At 69.7% G+C, this 20,298-nt stretch carries 15 protein-coding genes; 3 read left to right on the top strand and 12 right to left on the bottom strand.

Translation table 11 applies throughout. From position 1 onward, the window contains the following. Positions 1-56: 56 nt before the first annotated feature. The 4 genes from Q8S30_RS19675 to Q8S30_RS19660 form a co-directional block, all read right to left on the bottom strand. On the bottom strand, positions 57-1,262 hold the full coding sequence (locus Q8S30_RS19675) for a M24 family metallopeptidase (protein WP_305667727.1): 1,206 nt from the start codon (positions 1,260-1,262) through the stop codon (positions 57-59). Positions 1,263-1,450: 188 nt separating this feature from the next. Then, a complete protein-coding gene (locus Q8S30_RS19670) occupies positions 1,451-3,019 on the bottom strand; it encodes an ABC transporter ATP-binding protein (RefSeq protein ID WP_305667719.1) in 1,569 nt (522 codons plus the stop codon). Further along, positions 3,016-3,831 (bottom strand): ABC transporter permease, encoded by an 816-nt coding sequence (locus Q8S30_RS19665; protein ID WP_305667726.1) that lies wholly within the window; start codon positions 3,829-3,831, stop codon positions 3,016-3,018. Before Q8S30_RS19665 ends, Q8S30_RS19670 begins: the two co-directional genes overlap by 4 nt. A gap of 2 nt (positions 3,832-3,833) precedes the next feature. Further along, complete coding sequence (locus Q8S30_RS19660; RefSeq protein WP_305667718.1) at positions 3,834-4,781, bottom strand: ABC transporter permease; 948 nt, start codon at positions 4,779-4,781, stop codon at positions 3,834-3,836. 422 nt (positions 4,782-5,203) lie between these two features. Here Q8S30_RS19660 and Q8S30_RS19655 point away from each other — a divergent pair, with 422 nt between their 5' ends. Together Q8S30_RS19655 and Q8S30_RS19650 are read left to right on the top strand one after the other, a co-directional pair. Next, on the top strand, positions 5,204-6,196 hold the full coding sequence (locus Q8S30_RS19655; RefSeq protein WP_305667717.1) for a P1 family peptidase: 993 nt from the start codon (positions 5,204-5,206) through the stop codon (positions 6,194-6,196). 360 nt (positions 6,197-6,556) lie between these two features. Further along, entirely contained in the window at positions 6,557-8,035 is a 1,479-nt protein-coding gene (locus Q8S30_RS19650) for an NAD-dependent succinate-semialdehyde dehydrogenase (protein WP_305667716.1), read from the top strand. A gap of 58 nt (positions 8,036-8,093) precedes the next feature. Here the strand turns inward: Q8S30_RS19650 and Q8S30_RS19645 are convergent, their stop codons facing one another. From Q8S30_RS19645 to Q8S30_RS19625, 5 genes are all read right to left on the bottom strand, one after another. Beyond that, positions 8,094-8,570, bottom strand: coding sequence for an Hsp20 family protein (locus tag Q8S30_RS19645; protein WP_305667715.1), 477 nt, complete (start codon positions 8,568-8,570; stop codon positions 8,094-8,096). Between the two features lie 128 nt (positions 8,571-8,698). Further along, complete coding sequence (locus Q8S30_RS19640) at positions 8,699-9,529, bottom strand: serine protease (RefSeq protein ID WP_305667714.1); 831 nt, start codon at positions 9,527-9,529, stop codon at positions 8,699-8,701. 395 nt (positions 9,530-9,924) lie between these two features. Next, positions 9,925-11,223 (bottom strand): glycolate oxidase subunit GlcF, encoded by a 1,299-nt coding sequence (gene glcF / locus Q8S30_RS19635; RefSeq protein WP_305667713.1) that lies wholly within the window; start codon positions 11,221-11,223, stop codon positions 9,925-9,927. Between the two features lie 10 nt (positions 11,224-11,233). Next, on the bottom strand, positions 11,234-12,325 hold the full coding sequence (locus tag Q8S30_RS19630; RefSeq protein WP_305667712.1) for an FAD-binding protein: 1,092 nt from the start codon (positions 12,323-12,325) through the stop codon (positions 11,234-11,236). Between the two features lie 12 nt (positions 12,326-12,337). Then, positions 12,338-13,771, bottom strand: a complete 1,434-nt coding sequence (locus tag Q8S30_RS19625) for an FAD-linked oxidase C-terminal domain-containing protein (protein ID WP_305667711.1) — start codon at positions 13,769-13,771, stop codon at positions 12,338-12,340. Between the two features lie 108 nt (positions 13,772-13,879). On the opposite strand from Q8S30_RS19625, the gene Q8S30_RS19620 reads away from it, so the two are divergent. Next, a complete protein-coding gene (locus Q8S30_RS19620) occupies positions 13,880-14,587 on the top strand; it encodes a DUF599 domain-containing protein (RefSeq protein ID WP_305667725.1) in 708 nt (235 codons plus the stop codon). Here Q8S30_RS19620 and Q8S30_RS19615 read toward each other — a convergent pair. The 3 genes from Q8S30_RS19615 to Q8S30_RS19605 are packed head-to-tail and all read right to left on the bottom strand — an operon-like array spanning position 14,584 to position 20,287. Then, positions 14,584-16,674 carry a hypothetical protein gene (locus tag Q8S30_RS19615; RefSeq protein WP_305667710.1) on the bottom strand — a complete coding sequence of 697 codons (2,091 nt, stop codon included), beginning with the start codon at positions 16,672-16,674 and terminating at the stop codon, positions 14,584-14,586. The two genes, Q8S30_RS19620 and Q8S30_RS19615, sit on opposite strands and share 4 nt — an antisense overlap. Continuing rightward, positions 16,674-19,451: a DUF4159 domain-containing protein gene (locus tag Q8S30_RS19610; RefSeq protein ID WP_305667709.1), complete on the bottom strand. Its 2,778-nt coding sequence runs from the start codon at positions 19,449-19,451 to the stop codon at positions 16,674-16,676. Before Q8S30_RS19610 ends, Q8S30_RS19615 begins: the two co-directional genes overlap by 1 nt. After that, complete coding sequence (locus tag Q8S30_RS19605; RefSeq protein ID WP_305667724.1) at positions 19,451-20,287, bottom strand: DUF58 domain-containing protein; 837 nt, start codon at positions 20,285-20,287, stop codon at positions 19,451-19,453. The genes Q8S30_RS19610 and Q8S30_RS19605 overlap by 1 nt, the downstream gene beginning before the upstream one ends. Positions 20,288-20,298: the final 11 nt, after the last annotated feature.

The following is a 20,298-nucleotide window of genomic DNA, read 5'->3' as shown; positions in this document are numbered from 1 at the left end:
GGGGGGGGGGGGGCGCCCCCCCCCCCCCCCCCCCCACCCTGCCAAGCGCCGCGCCCTCAGCCGACCACGTTGAACCCCGGCCCGTAAGGATAGCCAGTGATGTTCTCGTTGCCGTCCTCGGTGATGACCAGGATGTCATGCTCGCGGTAGCCGCCCGCGCCCGGCTGGCCCTCGGGCAGCGTCAGCATCGGCTCCATCGAGATCACCATCCCCGGCTCCAGCACCGTATCGATATCCTCGCGCAGCTCCAGCCCCGCTTCGCGGCCGTAGTAATGCGAGAGGATGCCGAAGGAATGGCCATAGCCGAAGGTGCGGTATTGCAGCAGGTCGCGCTCGGCCAGGAAGCTGTTGATCTTGGCCGTCACCTCGGCGCAGCTGGCGCCCGGTTGCAGCAGGCCCATGCCATATTCATGAGCGGCCACATTCGCCTCCCAGATCTTCAGGCTGGCGGGATCGACCTCGCCCACGAACATCGTGCGCTCCAGCGCGGTGTAATAGCCCGAAATCATCGGGAAGCAGTTCAGGCTGAGGATATCGCCCCGCCGCAGCTTGCGGTTCGTCACCGGGTTATGCGCGCCATCGGTGTTCAGCCCCGACTGGAACCAGACCCAGGTGTCGCGGTATTCGGCCTCCGGGAAGCGGCGGGCAATCTCTGCCTCCATCGCGTCGCGCCCGGCCATCGCAACCTCCAGCTCCGTCGCGCCGACCTTGACCGCGGCGCGGATCGCGTGGCCGCCGTGGTCGGCGACCGCCGTGCCCTGCCGGATCAGCGCGATTTCCGCGTCAGACTTGGTCATCCGCTGTGCCATCGTCGCGGGGGCGATGTCCATCCCGCGCTTCGGCTGCAAGAAGTGGTTCAGCTTCTCGGCCTGCACCATCGTCAGGTGATCGGCCTCGCAGCCCACCGCCTTGCCGGTGCCGGTCACCGAGGCAACGGCGCGCCAGAAGTTGTCGCGCTGCCAGTCGGTATAGGTGATGTTGTCGCCATGGCTGCGCCGCCAGGGCTGGCCCGCGTCGATCCCGGCGCTGATCGTGATGCACTCGGTGGCCGTCACCACACAGGCATAGGGTCGTCCGAACGAGCAGTAGAGAAAGCCCGAATAATAGGCGACATTGTGCATCGAGGTCAGCACGACGGCATCCAGCCCGTGCAGTTCCATGATGTCATGCAGCCCGGCAAGGCGGGCCTCGTATTCCTCGGGCGCGAAGGGCAGCGCAGCCTTCTCGCCATTGTGGAAGCGATAGCTGTCGGGACGGTTCAGCGTCATGGTCAGACCTCTGGGATGGGTCCGAAGCGGTGCCGGACCCCGAAAGATCCCGGCGTTCAGGACGGTGGCGGGTTTGCCGCAAGCAACGGGCTGGCCCGAAGGACCAAGCCCTGCGGCGACGCCATCGCCGCGGCTCGGGGCCATATTGGCGGAATGGCTGGCCCGCGCAAGCCGGAAAAGCGCTATCCCGGCAGGCGCGGCGCCGCCGCCAGCAGGCTGCTTGTATAGGCATGGGCGGGGGCGGACAGCACCTGTTCGGTCGGCCCCGCCTCGACGATCCGCCCCGCCTGCATCACCATCACCCGGTCGGTGATCGCCCGCACCACCGCAAGATCGTGGCTAACGAAAAGGTAGGACAGCCCATGGCTTTCCTGCAGCGCCGCCAGCAGGTCCAGCACCTGCGCGCGCACCCGCACATCGAGCGCGCTTACCGCCTCATCCAGCACGATCAGCGCCGGGCGGGTGATCAGCGCGCGGGCGATGGCGATGCGCTGGAGCTGGCCGCCGGAAAATTCGTGGATATGCCGGCGCGCATCCTCGGGGCGCAGGCCCACCTCCACCAGTGCCGCCGCGACCCGGTCCCGCCAGTCCGCCGGGCGCGCAGGCAGCAGGTGGAAGGGTTCGGCCACCAGCCGCTCCACCCGCCAGCGCGGATCGAAGCTGCCATAGGGGTCCTGGAACACGGCCTGCAAGCCCGCCCGCATCGCGCGGGGCATCGCCGGGGAGACCGCCGCGCCCCCCAGCTTGATGCTGCCGCCCTGCACCGCATCGAGGCCAAGGATCGCCCGCGTCAGCGTGGACTTCCCGCAGCCGGATTCACCCACCAGCCCAAGGCTCTCGCCGCGGGTCAGAGTGAAGCTGACCCCGTCCACCGCCCGCAGCACCGGATGCGGGGCAAGGGGCGAAGGCCGCGGCAGCAGATACTCGCGCCGAACGTCGCGCAGCTCCAGCAGCGGCTCAGTGCTGACCGAGGGCACCCGCTGCGGCACATGCGCCGAGGCGGCGAAGAGGGCGCGGGTGTAGTCCGCCTCGGGCGCGCGGAACAGCTGCCCGGTCGGCCCCGTCTCCACCACCCGCCCCGCCTGCATCACGGCAACCCGGGCGGTGCGGCCCGCCACCACCGCCAGATCATGGGTGATCAGCAGCAGCGCCATCCGCTCGTCTTCCACCAGATCCTGCAGCAGGTCGAGGATCTGGGCCTGCGTCGTCACATCCAGCGCCGTGGTCGGCTCATCGGCGATCAGCAGCGCCGGCCGCAGGGCGATGGCCAGCGCGATGCAGACCCGCTGCCGCTGCCCGCCCGACAGTTCATGCGGGTAAAGCCCCAGCCCGAAGCGCTCCGGCGGCAGGCCGACGCGGTCCAGCCGCTTGCGGGCGATGGCCAGCGCCTCGGACCTTGTAGCGGCGCCATGGGTCGTCAGCGTTTCGGCCACCTGGTCGCCGATGGTCTTCATCGGGTTCAGCGCCGTCATCGGCTCCTGAAAGATCATCCCGATCCGCGCGCCGCGAATGCGGCACAGGTCGCGCTCGCGCAGGGCCAGCAGGTCTTGCCCCTCGAACTCCGCCCGCCCCGTGGCCGTTGCCCCGGCAGGCAACAGCCCCATCAGCGCCAACGCGGTCATGGATTTGCCCGAGCCGCTTTCGCCCACCAGCCCCAGCGTCTCGCCCGGCTCCAGCGCCAGCGACACGTCCGACAGCACCGGCGCCGTGCCGATGCGGACCGAGAGGTTATCGAGCCGCAGCAACGTCATGCCTGCCGCCCCCGGCTGCGCGGGTCCAGCGCATCGCGCAGCCCGTCGCCCAGAAGGTTCAGCCCCAGCACGGTGAAGACGATCGCCAGCCCCGGGAACAGCGCCACATGGGGGGCAAGCGTCACCATCGTCTGCGCCTCGGCCAGCATCCGGCCCCAGCTGGCGGTGGGCGGCTGCGCGCCGAGACCGACATAGGACAGGCCCGCCTCGGCCAGGATGCCAAGGCTGAACTGGATGGTGCCCTGCACGATCAAGAGGTTGGCGATGTTGGGCAGGATATGCTCGGCCGAGATCCGCGCCGTGCCCTTGCCCGCCACCCGCGCCGCGCGGATATAGTCCAGCGTCCAGAGGCCAAGGGCGCCGCCGCGCGCGACGCGGGCAAAGACCGGGATGTTGAAGATGCCGATGGCAAGGATCGCGTTCAGTGCCGAGGGGCCGAAGACCGCGGTGATCAGGATGGCGATCACCAGCGAAGGGAAGGCGAAGATCAGGTCATTGCCGCGCATGATGACCTCATCCAGCCAGCCGCCAGCGCGGGCCGCGGCGATCAGGCCAAGCGGCACCCCGACCACCATGCCGATGCCGACGGCGACCACGGCCACGGCGATGGAGGTGCGCGCCCCTGCCATCAGCATCGAGCCGATGTCGCGCCCGAAATGGTCGGTGCCCAGCCAATGCGCGGCCGAAGGACCCTGAAGCTTGGCCGCGATGTTCAGCGCGCCGATGTCATAGGGCGTCCAGACCAGCGACAGCCCTGCCCCCAGCAGCGCGGCAAGGGTCAGCACGGCGCCGAGGATCAGTTGCGGGCGCAGCCTCATCCGCGGCGCCTCAGGCGGGGATCGACCAGCGCATAGGCGATGTCGGTGGCGAAGGTGACGAGGATCACCGCAAAGACGAGGATCATCACCACCGATTCCACCACGATCAGGTCGCGCTGCGTGATCGCCTGGAAGATCAGCCGGCCAAGCCCTGGAAGGTAAAACACATTTTCGATGATGATCGCGCCGGCCAGCAGGAAGGAGAACTGCATCCCGAGGATGGTCAGCACCGGCACCAGCGCGTTGCGCAGCGCGTGGTGGGTGAGGGCGCGGGAGCGGGTGAGGCCCTTGGCGCGGGCGGTGCGGATATAGTCCTGCTCCAGCGTCTCGATCAGCGCCGAGCGCAGGACGCGGGCGAGGATGGCCGCCTGCGGCAGGGCCAGCGCGATGGACGGGAGCAGCAAGGCCTTGAAAGCAGGAACAATTCCGGCATCCCAGCCGGGGAATCCGCCGGCGGGGAGCCAGCGGAGGTTGACGGCGAAGACCAGCACCAGAAGCATGGCGAACCAGAAGTTCGGGACCGCGATGCCAAGCTGGGTGAGGCCCATCACCGCGGTGTCGCTGGCGCGGCCGCGGCGGGCTGCGGCGTGGAGGCCGACGGGCAGCGCGATGGCGGTGGAGAGGGCCAGTGCCAGCAGCGCCAGCGGCAGGGACACCGCCATCCGGTCGGCGACGAGATCGGCCACGGGCACCTTGTAAGTATATGAAATCCCGAAATCTCCGGTCAGCATCCCGCCGAGCCATGAGAGGTAGCGGGCCGGCAGCGAGCCGGTCAGCCCCAGCGTTTGGCGCAGCGCCTCCACCGTCTCGGGGCTGGCGTTGAGGCCCAGCATGAAGGCGGCGGGATCGCCCGGGATCACCTCGATCACCGCAAAGACCACGAGGCTGGCCACGATCAGACTGAGCACGAGGGCAAGCAGACGGCGAGCGAGGAAGCGCAGCATCGGGACCTTTCGACCGCGTCTGGAAGGCATATGGAAACCGTATGGTTTTCATATGTATGATTTGCGGGAAGGCTAGAGGCTGCCGACGGGAGGGTCCAGTGCCTGTGATGCGGGAACGGTTCATGTTGAGCGGGCGCTCGGCCGGGCAAGGGTGGCATCGGCGTGCGCAGTCAGAGTGCAGCGCCCGTCCGCCGGGTGGGCGAGCAACGGTGGTTCTAGGCGCTTTATGGTGCAACTGCTTCCACCGAACTTCTACGCGGAACGGTTGAGAAGCGCCCGCCCGAAGGGGCGGACGGGCGCTGCCCGGCGGCGCTGCGCGCCTTGTTCCGGGCAAGGAAGGGACGTCGTATGGGAAACACACCCCCGGTGGCGCTTCCCCCCGAACCCGCTAGGATGCCCAAAAGCCAGCGGGAGGGGATGCGATGCGAGCGGGACCACGGAACCTGATTACCGATGTGGCGGGGCTGCGGGTCGGCAATGCGAGTGACGACCGCCTGCGCAGCGGCGCGACGGTGCTGGTCGGCGATATACCCTTCACGGCCGCCGTGCATGTGATGGGCGGCGCACCAGGCACGCGCGAGACCGATCTGCTCGCCCCCGACAAGCTGGTGCAGCAGGTGGATGCGCTGGTGCTGTCGGGCGGGTCAGCCTTTGGCCTCGATGCCGCCTCGGGCGTGGCAGACGGGTTGCGGGCGATGGGCCGCGGCTTTGTGGTTGGCAACCAGCGGGTGCCGATCGTGCCGGGCGCGATCCTGTTCGACCTGCTGAATGGCGGCGACAAGGGCTGGACCGAGAACCCCTACAAGCCGCTGGGGCGGGCTGCCCTGGAGGCGGTGGCGGAAGACTTCGCGCTTGGCACGGCAGGGGCGGGCACGGGGGCGACGTGTCACGGGCTGAAGGGCGGGCTTGGGTCTGCGTCCGTGGTGCTGGAGAGCGGGCTGACCGTGGGCGCGCTGGTGGCGGTGAATGCGCTCGGGTCTGTCACCGTCGGCGACAGCCCGCAGTTCTGGGCGGCGCCGTGGGAGCTGGACGGGGAGTTCGGCGGGCTCGGCCTGCCGGCGCAGTTCCTGGCGGCGGTGGAACCCGCGCTGGAAAAGCGGCCCGGCGCGGCGACGACCATCGCGATCATCGCCACCGATGCGGCGCTGACCCAGGCGCAGGCGCAGCGGCTTGCGGTAGCGGCGCATGACGGGATGGCACGCGCCATCGTGCCCAGCCACACGCCCTTCGATGGCGATCTGGTCTTTGCCGCAGCGACGGGCGCGCGCGAGCTGACGGACCCGATTGCCGACCCGTTCCAGCTGGGCCATGCCGCGGCCTGTTGCCTTGCCCGGGCGATTGCGCGGGCGGTGTATCTGGCGGCGCCGGAGGCGGGGGATACATTGCCGGCATGGGCGGTGCGGCATGGGCGGTAGGCTGGTGCGGGGGAAATCTGCCTCAGCCGCTCTCCTTGGCGAAGGCCATCGCCTTCGCCATGCGGTGCCTTTGCCCTCTGCACCGGAGGGGCCCCCAAAGGGCCCGGCCAGCGCCCGCTCCGCCCATGGCGGGCGCTGGCCTCATTCGGTCTCGCGCGGCCGGCGGCTCTGGGTGATCCGTCACAGTGCGGGCGGGGCGAGGCAGTGCCTCGCCTATTCCCGCCCAAACGAAGGGTTGCGAGGCTTGTAGCGAGAGGCCGGGCAGGTCTTGGCCGCCAAGTCGCACCTCCCCCGCCCCCGCTGGACAGTCGGCAACCGCCATGCTCTTGATCGGGCAACCCTGAACGACTGGAGGCCCCCATGCTCGATTCCGTCACCGATCTGCGCGCCCTGCTCAAGGATCCCTCGCTGCTGGCCACCAAGGCCTATGTCGCCGGCGCATGGATCGACGCCGATGATGGCAGCACCTTCGACGTGACCAACCCGGCCCGCGGCGATGTCATCTGCTCCGTCCCCGACCTCGGCCGCGCCGAGACTGCCCGCGCCATTGCCGCCGCCGAGGTGGCGCAGAAGGAGTGGGCCGCCCGCACCGGCAAGGAGCGCGCGCAGGTAATGCGCAAGTGGTTCGACCTGATGATGGCGAACCAGGACGATCTGGGCCGCATCCTGACCGCCGAGATGGGCAAGCCGCTGGCCGAGGCCAAGGGCGAGATCGCCTATGGCGCGGCCTTCATCGAATGGTTCGGCGAAGAGGCCAAGCGCATCTATGGCGAGACCATTCCCGGCCATATGCGCGACAAGCGGATCACGGTGATCAAGCAGCCCATCGGCGTGGTGGGCTCAATCACGCCGTGGAACTTCCCCAATGCGATGATCACCCGCAAATGCGGCCCGGCGCTGGCGGCGGGCTGCGGTTTCGTCGCGCGGCCCGCGGCGGAAACCCCGCTCTCGGCACTGGCGCTGGCAGTGCTGGGGGAGCGGGCGGGGCTGCCCGCGGGCATCTTCTCGGTCATCACCTCCAAGAAATCCTCCGACATCGGCAAGGAGTTCTGCGAGAACCATGCCGTGCGCAAGCTGACCTTCACCGGCAGCACCGAGGTCGGGCGCATCTTGCTGCGGCAGGCCGCCGATCAGGTGATGAAATGCTCGATGGAGCTGGGGGGCAACGCGCCCTTCATCGTGTTCGACGATGCCGATCTCGATGCCGCGGTGCAGGGCGCGATGGCGTCCAAGTTCCGCAACAACGGCCAGACCTGCGTCTGCGCCAACCGGATCTATGTGCAGGCCGGGGTCTATGACGCCTTCGCCGCCAAACTGTCGGCGGCGGTGGAGAAGCTGACGGTGGGCGACGGGCTGGTCGAGGGCACCGAAGCCGGGCCGCTGATCAACGCGGATGCGGTGGAGAAGGTGGAAGAGCATATCGCCGATGTGCTGAAGGGCGGCGGGCAGGTGGTGACGGGCGGCAAGCGGCACGCGCTGGGGGGCACGTTCTTTGAACCGACGGTGGTGACGGGGGTGACCGATGACATGAAGGTGTCGACCGAGGAAACCTTCGGCCCGCTGGCACCGCTGTTCCGCTTCGAGACCGAGGAAGAGGTAATCGCCAAGGCCAATGCCACGATCTTCGGCCTCGCCAGCTATTTCTACGCCCGCGACATCGGCCGCATCACCCGCGTGCAGGAGGCGCTGGAATACGGGATCGTCGGGGTCAACACCGGCATCATCTCGACCGAGGTTGCCCCCTTCGGCGGGGTCAAGCAATCGGGCCTCGGGCGCGAGGGCAGCCGCCACGGGATCGAGGATTACCTGGAGATGAAGTATATCTGCCTGTCGGTCTGATCCGGCAGCACAGCAAAAGGGGCGCGCCTTGTGGCGCGCCCCTTGTCGTGTCGGCGGATCAGTGCTGCGCGTTTTCCAGCGCTTTGGCTTCAACCGTCGTCTCGGCCGGGCTGGTGCGGGCGATCTCGATCCGGCGGGGCTTCAGCGCCTCGGGGATCTCGCGCACCAGGTCGATATGCAGCATCCCGTCGCCATGCGCGGCGCCGGTGACGCGGACATGATCGGCCAGCGCGAAGCGGCGCTCAAAGGCGCGGGTGGCGATGCCGCGGTGCAGGTAGCTGCGCCCGGTCTCCTCGGCGGCCTTCTTGGCGGCGACGATCAGCGCGCCGTCCTTGACCTCGACAGCCAGTTCATCGGCGGCAAAGCCGGCCACGGCGATCGAGATGCGATAGGCATTCTCGGCGGTCTTCTCGATATTGTAGGGGGGGTAGGTCGGCTGGGCGACATCGGCGGCCAGAACACGGTCCATCAGGTCGGCGATCCGGTCGAAACCCACGGTTGCGCGGTAAAGCGGCGCCATATCAACGTTACGCATAGTCATCCTCCATTGAGCGATGCTGGGCCCCACCACCTATTGCGGCAGGGACGGTTGCAGTGCCGGAACCCGATTGCGGCATCCCGACTTCGCAAAAATGGGATCGTGGGCAGGCGTGTTCAAGAGGCTCAGGGCCGCACGAATTTCGCGCCGCCCGACACCCCAGCCTCGCCCGCGCCGCGGCGGTAGACCTGGCCCGAGACCGGCAGCACCGCCCCCGCCATCACCGCGCGCAGCTGGGTCAGCGGGCCAGCCAGCGCAGTGCCAAGCGCCACGGGGCGGCCCTCGACCTCGGCCTTGGCCGAGACGACCGACACGATCCGCGCCACGCCGTCCTTGATGCTGAAGATCGGCGCGCCCGAGGCGCCGAAGTCGACCTCGCATCCCAGCACCAGCACCTCGCCCTGCCGGTCCAGCACTTCGCAATATTCCTGCAAGGAGGGCGCCTCGGCCCGGTCCATCGCGTAGGAGACGACGCCCACCTCATCCCCGCGGCGGGGTTGCAAGTCGGTGGCGAAGGGCTGGATCGAGGGCAGGCGGATCGGCTGTTCCAGCTCCAAAAGGGCAAGGTCATGGCCGACACGGGTAAGATCGGCGCTGGTCTGGTAGATGTAATCGGGATGGGCGACGGCGCGGCGGACCTTGCGATAGGCGGCGGCGCGGCCCTGCCGCCAGCCGGCGAGGAATTCCATATCCGCAGCCTCGAACCGCTGGCCGTTGGTCTTGTCATAAAGACAATGCGCCGCGGTCAGCACCAGATCGGGGGCGATCAGCGCGCCGGTGCAGAAGCCGCGCCCGCCAAGGTCGATGCGGCCGACCGCCTCCCAGCCGCGGGTATCGTCGCCGGTGGTCAACGCGCGCAGGGCGGAGTCCTTCGCGGCGGCCGGGCCAAGCAGCAGCAAGGCCAGCAGGGCGGCGCAGAGGGCAGGCAGGGACAGGCGGCGGGCGATCTGGGGCATGGGGAATCCGGGCTGGCTCGCCTTCGGGTTACCGGCGGCGTGAGGCAAGATTATGGCCGCGGGATGCGGTGTTTGCGAGCGCTGGTTTTGCCGCCCCGCGCCAGTGCCTTAGCGTTTCAGTCGGGCGCGGGTGTCGCATGTGCGCAGCCGGGCGCGCGGGGTATCAAGGTGCCAAGCACAGCCAGCCAGCCTCCGCCAGCCAGCCAGTGCCTTCTCCCAGAACATCCCTGCGATCCCGCCAGCAACCGACCCACGGGTCCGGCAGCCAGCAAGACCGCCAGGCAGGTCACCGCCGCAGCCAGCCCATCGCCAGCCCGCAGATCGCCACGCCAGCCCCCGCGCCAGCATCGCCAACCTGCCGCGAGCCCCCCAGCCAGCCTACGCAAGCAGCCAGCTTACGCCAGCGCCCGCGGCCGTGGTCCCCCTGTCGCCCAGTCCAGCAGCTCGACCGTATGCACGACCGGGATGCCGGTGGCCGAGCCGATCTGCATCATGCAGCCGATATTCCCCGCCGCGATCACGTTGGGGGCCTTCGCCTCCAGCGTCTGGACCTTGCGCTTTTGCAGTTCCGAGGAAATCTCGGGCTGCAGCAGGTTGTAGGTGCCCGCCGATCCGCAGCAGAGGTGGCTGTCCGCAGGCTCCACCACCTCGAACCCCGCCGCCTTCAGCAGATCCTTGGGCGCGGTCTTCACCTGTTGGCCGTGCTGCAGCGAGCAGGCGGCGTGATAGGCGACGCGCAGGCCCTTCGGCGCGTCCCCCTGAGGTTTCTTGGCCGGCAACCCGATCCGCACCAGCAGTTCCGAGATGTCGCAAGCCAGCTTCGAGACCTCGGCTGCCTGCCCCGCCAGCGGACCCGAGCGGAACATGTGGCCGTAATCCTTGACGGTGGTACCGCAGCCCGAAGTGTTGATGACGATGGCATCCAGCCCGCCCGCCGCCTTCTCGCCCATCCATGCATGGATATTGGCGGCTGCCTGATGGTGGCTGTCATCGACGCGGCCCATGTGATGCGTCAGCGCCCCGCAGCAGCCCATGCCGCGCGCCACCACCACCTCGCACCCCAGCCGCCGCAGCAGGCGGATGGTGGCGTCGTTGATATCGGTGTTCAGCGCCTTTTGCGCGCAGCCGGTCAGCAGCGCGACCCGCATCCGGCGCGGGCCGGTGGCGGGGAAGGTCTGCGGATCATCGTTGCGGCTGACCGGGGGCACCTGTTTCGGCGCCATCGACAGCATCGCCCGCAGCCTTGCATCGGGCAGGAGCCGCGCGAAGGGCCGCGCGATCTTGGCACCCAGCAGTGCAAGGCGGAAACGGCCGGGATAGGGGATGACGGCGGCCAGCACCCGGCGCAACATCCGGTCCATCAGCGGGCGCTTGTAGGTCGCCTCGATATGCGCGCGGGCATGGTCGACAAGGTGCATGTAATGCACGCCCGAGGGGCAGGTGGTCATGCAGGCGAGGCACGACAGGCAGCGGTCGACATGCTTGACGGTCTGCGCATCGGCGGGGCGGCCGGATTCGAGCATGTCCTTGATCAGGTAGATGCGGCCACGGGGGCTGTCGAGCTCATCCCCGAGCACCTGATAGGTGGGGCAGGTGGCGGTGCAGAAGCCACAATGCACACAGGCGCGCAGGATCTCATTGGCGCGGGCGATGCCGGGGTCTTGAAGCTGGTCGGGGGTGAAATTCGTCTGCATGGTCTCTCCCTCAGCCTCTGCCGGCGTTCAGAATGCCGCGCGGGTCGAACTGCGCGCGGAGGGCCGCGGTGAGGGCGGCCACCGGCGCGGGTTCGGGCGGGAAGGCGGGAATGTCGGGCGACGCGCCACGCACCCTGGTCGCATGGCCCGCGATCCCCGCCAGCTGCGCCCGCGCATCCATTCCCGCCGGATACAGCGCCCAGATCAGGCCGCCGCCCCAGTCCATCACTACCTCGCCGCCGAGCCTTGCCGCGACCTCTGGCCCGTCGGAGGGACGGACGGAGATGCGCCAGACATCGCCCTCGCGGCCTTGGAAGGGTGCGCCGTCGCGGACCGACTGCCATAGGGCGGCTGCGGCGGCGGGGTCACGTTCCACCACCGCCTGCCCGAAGGGGGCGAGCGCCACCAGCAGCCGGTCCACCCGGTAGGCGATGGAGGCGGCCAGCCCCTCCAGCCGGATCAGCGTGCCGGTGCCCGGCAGATGCGCGGCGCCGGTCACGTCGAAGGGAGAGCCAAGGGCGGCCGACATCGCCGCCACGGCGCGAGCCGGTGTCAGGTCCGGCAGGATCAGCGTCGCGGTGGCGGGAGGAATCGGTTGCAGCTTGAAGGCCACCTCTGTCAGCACGCCAAGGGTGCCGTGACTGCCGGCCAGCAGCTTGACGAGGTCATAGCCGGTGACGTTCTTCATCACCCGCCCGCCATTCTTCACCACCGTGCCGCGGCCATCGACGAAGCGCACGCCGATCAGGCTGTCGCGGCAGGCCCCCGCCTGCACCCGGCGCGGGCCGGAGGCGTTGGTGGCGACCACCCCGCCGATGGTGGAGGCGCCGGGGCGGGCCAGAAGGCCGCCCATCTCGCCCGGCTCGAACGGCAGGCGCTGGCCCTCGGCGGCCAATGCCGCCTGCACCTCGGCCAGCGGGGTTCCGGCGCGGACCACCAGTGTCAGCGCGGCGGGTTCGTAGAGCACGATGCCGGACAGGCCGCCGGTTTCCAGCAGATCGCCCTCGGCCAAGGGCCCGCGCGTGCCGCCGCCCTGCACGCGCAGCGGGCCGGGTGCGCTGCGCACAAGGGCAGCCAGATCGTCTTCGCTGGTGGGGCGCACGCCGGTCTCCTGTCAGTTTCCGCGCCGGCCGGCACTGGCGGCCAGCGGGAACACCTTGGCCGGATTGAGCAACCAGGCCGGGTCGAACACATCCTTGACGCGCATCTGCGCCTCCAGATCCGCGGGGGTGAACTGCACCGTCATCAGGTCGCGCTTCTCGATCCCCACGCCATGCTCGCCGGTCAGGCAGCCGCCGACCTCGACGCAGAGCGTCAGGATCTCGGCGCCCAGCTTCTCGCACAGCTCCAGCTGGCCCGGCGTGTTGGCATGGTAGAGGATCAGCGGATGCATGTTGCCATCGCCAGCATGGAAGACGTTGGCCACCTCCAGCCCGTATTCCGCCGACAGCTCGCCGATCCGGCGCAGCACCTGTGGCAGGGCTGACACGGGGATGGTGCCGTCAAGGCACATGTAATCGTTGATCTGCCCCATCGCGCCGAAGGCCGATTTGCGGCCCAGCCAGATGCGCTTGGACTCCTCCTCGGACCGGCTTTCGCGGAACTCGACCGGGGAGTGCCGCTCGGCAATCGTGCGGATCAGGCCCAGCTGCTCGTCGATCTCGGCCGGGGAGCCCTCAACCTCGATGATCAGCAGCGCCTCGCAATCGGGATAGCCGGCATGGGCGAAATCCTCGGTGGCGCGGATGCAGGGGCGGTCCATGAACTCGATGGCGACGGGCAGCACCCCGGCGCGGATGATGTCGGCGACGCAGGCGCCCGCCACTTCCGAGGAGTCGAACCCGATCAGCACCGGCCGGGCCCCTTCCGGCTTGGCAAGGATGCGCAGCGTGGCTTCGGTCACCACGCCCAGCTGGCCTTCCGATCCGCAGATCACCCCCAGCAGGTCCAGCCCCGGCGCATCCAGATGCGCGCCGCCGATCTCCAGCACCTCGCCCGCCATCGTCACCAGCGTGACGCCCAGAAGGTTGTTGGTCGTAACCCCGTATTTCAGGCAATGCGCCCCGCCGGAGTTCATGGCGATATTGCCGGCGATGGCGCAGGCCAGCTGGCTGGAGGGGTCGGGGGCGTAGAAGAAGCCGTCCGATTCAATGGCGCCGGTCACCGACAGGTTGGTGCGCCCCGCCTCGACCCGGATGATGCGGTCGGCATAATCCACTTCCAGCACCCGGGTCATCCGCGCGATGCCAAGGATCACGCTGTCCTCTGACGGCATGGCGCCCCCCGCAAGGCTGGTCCCTGCCCCGCGCGGCACCACCTTGACACCCTCGGCGTGGCAGACCTTCAGCGCGGCGGCGACCTCTGCGGTGCTGCGCGGCAGGATCGCGGCCAGCGGCGGGCAGCGATAGGCGGCCAGCGCGTCGCATTCATAGGCGCGCAGCTCTACCGGGTCGTCGATCACCGCATCGGCGGGCAGAACCTCGCGCAGCCGCGCGACGATGGCGGGCTTGCGGCCAAGGGTGCGGGCATCGGGGGCGGGCATCTGCACGGGGGCGACCTCCGGGTGGCTGGCATAGGGCGGGTTGGCGTATGCGGTAAGGTAATATGACCAATTTTGGCATTTGGCAAGCGATCCGTGGCCCGCTACGCTGCGCGGATGATCCTGAACCACCTTTTCCATTTCGGCCCCCTCGATGCCGTCGCCCTGCTCTGGCTCTTTGCGGGCTGGTGGGTGGTCGGGCGGGTGATCGAGCGTCCACCGGCGGGCAAACCGTCAGTGTCGGTGCTGATGCGCGACTTCCGCAAGGCGTGGATGGTGGAGTTCGTGACCCGCAGCCCCCGCATCTTCGATGGCAATATCATCGGCAGCCTGCGGCAGGGCACCACCTTCTTCGTGTCGGCGACGATGCTGTCGATCGGCGGCGGCATCGCCCTGATCGGCAATGCCGAGCAGCTGTCGGGGCTGGCCCGCGATCTGGCGCAGGCGGAGGCGCCGGCGGGGGTGTGGGAGATCAAGATCCTGGTGATCCTGCTGTTCGTGGTCGATGCCTTCCTGAAATTCGTCTGGGCGCATCGGCTGTTCGGCTATTGCGCGATCCTGATGGCGGCGGTGCCGAATGATCCCGCCCACCCCGCCGCCCAGTTCCGCGCCGAACAGGCGGCCGAGGTGAACATTCAGGCCGCCAAGAACTTCAACGCCGGGCTGCGGTCGGTTTATTTCTCGCTTGGCGCGCTGCCCTGGCTGCTGGGGTCTGTGCCACTGCTGATCTCTGCCACCGCCACGATCTATGTGCTGTGGCGGCGCGAGTTCGCCTCGCAGTCGCGGATGGTGATGATGCGGCACCTGCCGGGCACCAAAGCCTAGCGCCGCCCCTCGCGCAGCCAGGCGCCGAGGATCAGGCCGGAGGCAAGCAGCAGGAACACCCAAGCGGGCAGCAATGGCGCGACGCTGAGACCCACGGTCGCATGCGCCTCGCGCGGGGTTATGCCGATCCAGCCGCGGCCTGCAGCGGGGCGGCCCTCGCGCACGGTGCGGATGTCCGGCATCCCCTCCTCCAGCCGCACGGCGCCGCCATTGACCGGGGCCATCGCCGGGGTCAGGGGTTCGGCCGACGCGATGGTGGATTCGAACTCGCGCGGGGCAGAGGGGCCGACGGCGAAGACCCGTTCCTGATCGCCCTCCTGCATCCGGTAGAGGCCGATCTCGGGCGCGGCGAACTCTGCAATGTGGCGGCCGGGGGACAGCTCGCGCATTGGCAGCACCGTCTCGGTCCCGTCCGGGTGGATGATCGTCACCTCGCGCGGGCCGGTGCCGAGGGTGCGGCGGGTGATCGTCATGTCCTGCCCTTCGGCGGTGACGGTCAGCGCCTCTTCCTCCAGCTCGGGCTCCTTCATCATCCAATGCGCGAGCCGCCGCAGCAGCTCCAGTTGCGGCCCGCCGCCCTCATACCCTCGCGACCAGAGCCAGGCCTGGTCCGAGGCCAGCAGCGCGATCCGCCCCTCGCCGGCCCGGTCCAGCACCAGCAGCGGGCGGCCATCCGCGCCCTCCATCACCGTCTCGCCGGTCGTGTCCTCAAGATCCACCATGCGCATCCAGCGGCCCCAGGCGGGTTCGCCCTCGGCGCGCTCGGGCGCATCCGCGCCCTCGGGCGTGAAATCGTCCAGCCCCTCGGTCACCGGATGGCGCTGGCCAAGCTCCGACACGGTCGGCAGGAAGCCCCGCTCCAGCACCCGCGCCGTGGGGCGGGCCGGGAGGATTTCGGCCAGCGAGGAGTGATAGACGCTTTCGACGCTGGCAAATTCCGGGCCTGCGCTGACCAGCACCGCGCCGCCCTTGGTGACATAATCGCGGATGTTGTCGAAATAGGTCGGCGGCAGGATCCCGCGCTGGCTGTAGCGGTCGAAGATGATCAGGTCGAATTCGTCGATCTTCTCGACGAACAACTCCTGCGTCGGGAAGGCGATCAGCGACAGCTCACTGACCGGCACCCCGTCCTGCTTTTCCGGCGGGCGCAGGATGGTGAAGTGCACGAGGTCGACCGAGGCATCGGATTTCAGCAGGTTGCGCCAGGTGCGCTCGCCGGCATGGGGCTCGCCGGAGACGAGCAGCACCCGCAGCCGGTCACGCACGCCGTTGATCTGCACCACGGCGGCGTTGTTGCGGGTGGTCAGCTCGCCCTCGGACGCGGCCAGATCGAATTGCACGACGTTCTGCCCGCCATGTTCCAGCGTCAGCGCCAGTTCCAGATCGGTGTTGACGGGCACCTGGTAAGCCTCGGGCTCGCCGCCGTCGATGGCAAGGGTCACATCGACCGGGCGGCCCACTTCGCCCGCGGGCATCGCGCCCATTTCCTCGATGCGCACGACGACCGACAGCGGCTCGCCGATGATGCCGAAGGCCGGGGCAGTGCGGACGACCAGGCGGCGGTCCCAGTCCGCGGCGCGGCCGGTCAGCAGCAGGTTCAGCGGGGCGGGCATGTCCGGGGCGGCGGCAAGGTCATGCGCCTGTCCGTCGGAGATGAGGATGGCGCCAGCGACCCGGGCGCGTGGCTCCTCGGCCAGTGCAGCGGACAGCGCGGTCATCAGCAGGGTGCCGGCATCCTCTGCCCCGTCGCCGACGTCGATGCGGCGCAGCTCGGTGTTGGGCAGCGCGGCGATCTCCGCCTCGACCCGCGCGACGGCGGCGGCGGTCTGCCCGGCGCGGCCGGGCAGGGACTGGCTGGCGCTGCCATCCACCACCATCAGCACGATGTCGGACAGCGGCTGGCGATCCTCCGTCTCCAGCGCCGGACCTGCAAGCGCGGCCAGCAGCGCCACAGCGGCAAGCCCGCGCAGCCACCAGCCGGGCAGCCCGCGCCACAGCGCCAGCGCCACCATCAGCGCGGCCAGCACCGCCGCCGCCCAGATCAGCGGCCAGGGCAAAAGCGCGTCGAAAACGATCCGCTGCACCATTATTGCCCCAGCCTTTCCAGCAGCGCCGGCACATGCACCTGATCGGATTTGTAATTGCCGGTCAGCACATGCATCACCAGATTGACGCCGAAGCGATAGGCGATCTCGCGCTGCCGCTCACCGGCAAAGCCGCGCCCCACGGGGAACATCGGCAGCCCGCGGTCATCCACCGCCCAGGCCGCGGCCCAGTCATTGCCGCCGATCACCACCGGCGTGACGCCATCGTTGAGGTTGCGGAACGGCATCCCCTCGGCCTGTTCGGCGCCTGCGGCCGAGGCCTCGACCCAGATGCCGCGGCCCTGGTAGCGGCCGGGGAAATCCTGCAGCAGGTAGAAGGTGCGGGTCAGCACGTGATCCTCGGGGATCGGCTCCAGCGGGGGAATGTCCAGCGGCGCGGCCAGCGCCTGCAGCTTGCGGCCCGCGGGGCTGGCGGCGCCGAAGCCGGCGACATCGGCGTCGCGGGTGTCGAACAGGATCATGCCGCCGGTGCGCAGGAAGCGGTTGAGCTTGAGGTAGGTTTCGGGCGAGGGCGCGGGCTGGTCGGCGGTGACGGGCCAGTAGAGGAAAGAGAACACCGCCAGATCGTCGGCCTCCAGATTCACAGCCATCGGCGCGCCGGGCTCGACCGAGGTGCGCCGGTAGAGCACCTCGCCAAGGCCCTTCAGCCCCGCCGCGGCCACCCGGTCGATCTGCGCATCGCCGGTCATCACATGGCCAAGCACCACTTCGGAGGAGGCGCGGAGGGCCAGCGTATCCGCCGTCTCCTGCGCGCGCAGGCCTTGCGGCGCGATCAGCAGCAGCGCGAGGGCGACGACGGCCGTGCTTGCCCCGCGCCGCATCCGCGACAGGCGGCCTGCCAGCGCCAGCGAGGCGATCAGGTCGACCAGCAGCAGCGCCAGTGCCAGCGCCAGCAGCGGGCCTTGCAGCGGCAGTTCGGCCCGCGCGGCGCCGCCCTCGACAGCTATGCCCGAGGGCCAGGAGGCGGCCATGAGCTCACGGTCAGCCGCCAGTGCATTCACCGCCAGCCGCCGGTCGCCCGAGGCGTAAATGCCGGGCGGCAGATCCACAGCAGGCACCGGTTCGGCCATCCGAGCGCCCGGGATGCCGGCCAGATCGCCCGCCTCCTGCAGCCCGCCGAAAGCGTCCAGCGTGCGCTCGGCCACCCAGGTCGTACCCTCCAGCTCTGCCGCTTCGGGCGCGGCGGGGCGGGTGGCCAGCGCCAGACGCTCCATCATCTGCACGAAGAGGCCCGACAGCGGCAGGGACGACCACTCGGCATTCGCGGTGACGTGGAACAGGATCACCTGCCCCTGCCCGGATTGCCGCGCGGTGACCAGCGGCGTGCCATCCTCCAGCGCGGCGATGGTGTTCTCGGTCAGCTGCGGGTCGGGTTCGGCCATTACCTGCGCGCGCACGGTCACGTCGCCGGGCAGTTCCAGCCCGTGGAAGGGCGAGGCTTCGGGGAAGGGTTGCAGCGCCTTCGGCTCCCCCCAGCTCATCGCGCCGCCGACGCTGCGGCCCCCGGCACGCAGCCGCACCGGCAGCAGCGGGTCCATGATGTTGCGGCCCTCTTCGCTGGCGGCCAGCCGCGGCCCGGCAAAGCGGATCAGCAGGCCACCTTCGCTGATCCAGTCCAGCAGCGCATCGGATTCCGTTTCGGTCACCCGCGCCACATCGGCCATGATGATCGCATCGGGATCGGCTAGCAGGATATCGGCCAGCGTGCCGCCGATGAGGTCGGCCGAGGGTTCCAGCGCCTGTTGCAGGTAGTGGGTCGGGGCGAGCAGCTCCAGCCCCTCGCGCGCCGCGCCGCCGCCGTCGATCAGCGCAATCTCGCGCCGGCGCAGCGAGTCGCCGGCCAGCGAGACGGCGCCGGCGGTGGACTCGCCCACGATCTCGAAGCGGGTGATGCGGTTGCGCAGTTCCGGCGGCAGGTCGAAGACTGCCTCGGCCCGGGCTTCGCCGGCGGGCAGGGTCACGACCTCACGCGCCAGTTCACGCGGGATGCCAAGCGGGTCCAGCCCCATCGCGGCAACATCGGCCTGCGCCTCGGTGGCCGTTGCGACGCGCAGCACCGGCACCAGCAGCGCGCCATCGGCATAGGTGGCAGGGGCCAGCGCGCGGATGACCCGCGGGCTTTGCTGCACCGTCACGCTGCCGCGGTCTTGTAGGGCGTCCAGCAGAGCCTCGCGCCCCTCTCGGTCCAGCCCGTCCGACAGCCAGAGCGTGTCGAACGCGCCCTCGGGCAGTGCTGCGGCGAGGGCGGACATAGCTTCAGCCGAGGGCTCCCACGCGCGGGGGGAGAGGCTGGCGACCTGCGGGGCGGCATCGCCGGCGGATTGGAAGACCGGCACGCCGGCCTCGGGCATCGACAGATTGACGAGCGCGACGGGCCTGCCATCCGACGCGGCGGCATCCAGCGCGGCCTCGATCCGTGCCTCGGCGCGGGACCAGTCGCGGGCAGAGGCCCAGCTGGCATCGGCCACGATCAGCAACGGCCCGGTGCCGCCCGTGGGCGCGGCGGGGTTCAGCACCGGCCCGGCGAAGCCGAGGATCGCCGCCGCCACCGCCAGCATCCGCAGCAGCAGCAACCACCAGGGCGTGCGGTCGGTGACCTGCTCGGCATCGGTCAGCCCCAGCAGCAGCGCCACGCCCGGAAAGCGCCGGCGGATCGGCGCGGGCGGCACGGCGCGCAGCAAGATCCACAGCAGCGGCAGCGCAACCAGCCCCAGCAAAAGCCAGGGTGCAGCGAATCCGATGGGGCCAAGGATCAGCATCAGGCCAGCCGCTCCATCGCGTGAAACAGCCACAGCAGCGCGCCGGGGGCCGGATCGCCGGTGTGGTGGCACGAATACTGCCAGCCGGTGCGCGAGGCGAGGGTCGCCAGCCGGTCCTTGCGTTCGGCCAGACGCTCCAGATAGCGGTCGCGCAGGTCGCCAGCCTTGCGGGTTTCATGGGCCAGCATTCCGCCCATGCTCTCGAAGATCGTGCGGCCCTGATAGGGGAAGGCTTCCTCCACCGGGTCCAGCACCTGCAGCAGCGCTCCGGTAACGCCGCGGTCGGCGGCCTCGGTCAGCGCGGTTTCCACGGCAACCGGATCGCCCATGAAGTCGGAGATGAACACGGCCCGCGCATGGGGCTGCATCGCCCGCCCCTCTGGCGCGCCATAATCCGCCTCGCCCGCCGGGGCGGTCAGCCGCGCGGCGAGCCGCATCAGCTGCACCTCACCCGCGCGGGGCGGGGTCGCGGGATCGGCGAGGCCGACGCGTTCGCCCGAGCGGATCAGCAGCACCGCCAGCGCCAGCGCCAGCAGGCGGGCGCGGTCGGCCTTGACCGGGCGGCTGTCATCGCCGGTGAACTCCATAGACCGGGCGTCATCGACCCACAGATGCACCGATTGCGCCGCCTGCCATTCGCGTTCGCGCACGAAATGCGCATCGGCGCGGGCAGAGCGGCGCCAGTCGATGGCGCGGGCCTCATCGCCCTGATGCGCGGCGCGGTATTGCCAGAACTCATCGCCAAGCCCCGCCCGGCGGCGGCCATGCGCGCCAAGCTGCACCGTCGCCGCAAGCTGCCGCGCCGCGGCCAGCAGCGGCGGCAGGATATGCGACATCTCCTCGGCGC

Origin of the sequence: Frigidibacter sp. (assembly GCF_030695035.1) — a bacterium.
GTDB lineage: Bacteria > Pseudomonadota > Alphaproteobacteria > Rhodobacterales > Rhodobacteraceae > Frigidibacter.
The sequence above is the reverse complement of the archived record's forward strand: the minus strand, read 5'-3'. Positions and strand labels throughout refer to the sequence as shown.